Source organism: Candidatus Magnetobacterium casense (genome assembly GCF_019173545.1).
Classification (GTDB): domain Bacteria; phylum Nitrospirota; class Thermodesulfovibrionia; order Thermodesulfovibrionales; family Magnetobacteriaceae; genus Magnetobacterium; species Magnetobacterium cryptolimnobacter.
The window spans coordinates 1-3,309 of record NZ_JABXWD010000371.1; the positions used below are offsets into that span (position 1 = coordinate 1).

A 3,309-nucleotide genomic window follows, 5' to 3' on the forward strand; every position below is an offset into this window, starting at 1 on the left:
GGGGTCAAGGGGACTGGTCCCCTTGCGGGGGGTTCTGAAGGGGGGCGGAGCCGCCCCTTTCTTTCTTGCCTTAAAGTATAGTTACCATGAAATATAAAGAGGATACCCTTCGCCGGAGCCTCAGTCCCCAGCAATGGGAGGGGCAAGGCGCCCCCGACGAAACACCCTTGCCACAATTATCATATGCAGGTCTATCTGTAAGGCATCTGTAAGGCGTTGCGGTGTATAGTATTTACATGAACGCTAAGGATATGTAAGGAAGATGTGAGTATTACGTGTGTGTATTGCCCACCTGCCCACCTGCCCAACGGTTACGCTGGGGTGGGGATTATATGGCGGTCATGACACAACGGATTTAACAGGCTGCTCTCTGGCAGGCTGCTCTCTGGCAGGCTGCTCTCTGGCTGGTGGAAATTAGAACAGGCCACGCAGGGGGACGTGGCCTGTTGTCCGAGGAGGTGTGAAGTAAAGGAGAGTATTTATATACTACCACAGATATATGTCCTTGTCAAGAGAAAAATTATCAGAATAAAAAAATTTTTTAAAATGTAGGGAAAAATGTCAGTGGGAGGGTGATTCCCCCCCACGCTGGTGTGCCAAATTACCACTGCAACTGCCGGTTTAGCAGCTTTTTATAGAAGCCCGGCGTCAGAAATGCCTGTGTGTGTATCTCCTGGTCGTAGTACTTGGTATCAATGTCGAAGGGTCGTCTGCACTGTCGAGGATTGAGTTCCTTTGAGCCTACCGCAAATGCCCACCAGTTGCCGGGATACGTGACAATGGCAGCCGTGTACAGGTCAACTACCGGGAACACTCCCCTAAGCTCCTCCTGCATTTCGATGACGATATCCTTGTGCAGGTGGAGTGACTCCGTGTGGGTAACAAAAATACCCTCCCGACCCATGCAGTCAGATACGGCCTGAAAAAATTCCTTCGTAAACAGCGTCCTGGCAAAACCGATAATGTCGGTGGAATCAACGATTACCATGTCGATGTTCGATATACCCTTGATAAATTCGGCGCCGTCCATTGTTTTGATCTCCACCCTGGGGTCATCCACGGCAACAGCGACGTCGGGAAAGTACTTCTTGGATACGCTGATGACCATTTCGTCGATTTCGACAAAGTAGACCTTCTCCACGCCCTTGTGTTTAAGCACCTCGCGCACGATGCCGCCATCCCCGCCACCGATGACCACGACCCGACTGGGGTTTGGATGGGCATACATACCCACGTGGGTCAGCATCTCGTGGTAGAAGAACTCATCCCGCTGGGTTATCTGGACAATGTTGTCCAGCAGCAGCATCCTGCCAAAAAAGGGATTTTCGATGACCATGATCTCCTGGTACTTGCTCTTTCCCTTATATAAGATGCCCTCCACGTCGTAGGTATGAACTATCGCAGAGTAAGGCTCCTGTTCAATGAACTTGATCACACGCTTGTCCTCCTTAAAAATAATAAAATCACTATACTATAGCGGTATCCGGCACTATCCGGTACGACACAAAAGAAAGGGGCGCCCCGGCCACAAAGAAGTCCCCTTGACCCCCCATTATTTCACGCTCAATTATCATGCCTGAAAAAAACTGCGTCATTTCAGTATACATGGGAATCCGTTTACAGCCTGCGGCGTCGATTGTAAAAATACTTTTTTCCAACGATTTATCTTTCTGGCAAAATACACAAATTCATTTCAAGTGCCGCCCTCTCCCCTGACTCCGGGTATCACGGGCGGGGGCAGCAAGGCTATTGCATGAAAAATATCTTCATGACAAGAGACATGAGAGTAGCTAATATAAGCCCCATAAGCCACTTCATCAAGACCATCTCACCTTTGATTTGAGCAAAGTCTTCCCTGACCTTGGAGATTTCTTCCTTTAGGTCGGCTTTTGTCTGGGCTATTTCTTCTTTTAGGTCGGCTTTTGTCTGGGCTATTTCTTCTTTGACCTTGGAGATTTCTTCTTTTAGGTCGGTTTTTGTCTGGGCTATTTCTTCTTTTAGGTCGGCTTTTGTCTGGGCTATTTCTTCTTTGACCTTGGAGATTTCTCCTTTTAGGTCGGCTTTTGTCTGGGCTATTTCTTCTTTGAGGTCGGTTTTTGTCTGGGCTATTTCTTCTTTGAGGCGGACTTCTACTTTGAACAGATTGGTTTCCAACTTAGCAACGTCTTCCTTGACCTTAACGATGTCTCCTTTGAGGCCGGCTTCTATCTTAGGGAGACCCTCTTTGACATTAGAGACACTTTCTTTGAGTATGGTTTCCAGCTTGGACATGTCTTCCTTGATATTGCCCTCCAGCCTGAACAAGTCCTCCTTGGTAGCCAAGTCCCTCCGTGTGTCAAGACCGGCCTCGCTGATAACCCTTACAAAGGCTTCCGTAGCCTCCTCGCCAAGTCTCTCCCTTAGCACCCGTGGTATCGTTATTACACCCATGCACTTATTATACAACCATATCTGAGAAAACACAAGCGCCGATAGGTAGGCTTGACAATCATACCTGCCCCAATGATACAATTAAGCCTACAGACATAAGGAGAAATGAAAACATGGTCAAAGGCAGACAGAAGGACAAAGCCAAAGGACAATCGCAGGAGCACACTCCGGCTCAGGGGCAACTGACCCCACCTGCAGCGGAGAAGCAGACCTCTGCCAAGAAACCGGCAACAAAGGTCTCAAAAAGGAAAAAACCCACACCTGCTAAACCGACACCACAGGACAACGTGGTGATACCGCCGCCGGTTGTGGTGGTCTCAGGGGTCATAGAGTTGCAGGCGGTTTTGATTCCGGAGCTGCCGATGCAGCCGTTGCCGGTGCAACCCATTGCCGATGAGATGCCGGTACAATCCGTTGTCGATGCCTCCGTTGCCGATGAGACACCGGCGCAGACTGCCGATGACGTGGCTGCTGTCAAAACTGAAACTGCGCCTGATTCCGGTGTCGTAATTGAGGAGACGGCACCCGGCAGTATGTCAGTTTTCGTCGAAAACATCGTGGCCTTTAACGAGTTATGCGATATGATGGCGGCTCAAACGTGTAATATTAACGCCATACTTATAGACGGTATCAGGCAGAGCATGTTTATCTCCTATGACATCCTCAAAATGAACCAGGAGATGCTGATGAAGCTGTTTATGAAATTTGGCAATGTGAGCACCCCAAAAACCGGCAATCCGAAATAGACACTACCGGCAGTACGCTGAAAATGTATCCTCTTTATATTTCATGGTAACTATACTTTTACGCATCCTGGATTCCTGGTCAAGCCAGGAATGACACACTTGGAAAACGGCTGTAACTGTCATTCCTGCGAAA

General features: G+C 48.8%; 3 protein-coding genes. 1 reads left to right on the top strand and 2 read right to left on the bottom strand.

Going from position 1 to position 3,309, the window contains the following annotated elements; translation table 11 throughout:
- Positions 1-601 precede the first annotated feature (601 nt).
- Complete coding sequence (gene speE / locus HWQ67_RS14985) at positions 602-1,435, bottom strand: polyamine aminopropyltransferase (RefSeq protein WP_218253499.1); 834 nt, start codon at positions 1,433-1,435, stop codon at positions 602-604.
- A 311-nt stretch (positions 1,436-1,746) separates the two neighbouring features.
- A complete protein-coding gene (locus tag HWQ67_RS14990) occupies positions 1,747-2,430 on the bottom strand; it encodes an LA_3696 family protein (RefSeq protein WP_218253500.1) in 684 nt (227 codons plus the stop codon).
- A 113-nt stretch (positions 2,431-2,543) separates the two neighbouring features.
- Between HWQ67_RS14990 and HWQ67_RS14995 the strand changes: the two genes are divergently transcribed.
- Complete coding sequence (locus HWQ67_RS14995) at positions 2,544-3,176, top strand: hypothetical protein (RefSeq protein WP_218253501.1); 633 nt, start codon at positions 2,544-2,546, stop codon at positions 3,174-3,176.
- Positions 3,177-3,309 lie beyond the last annotated feature (133 nt).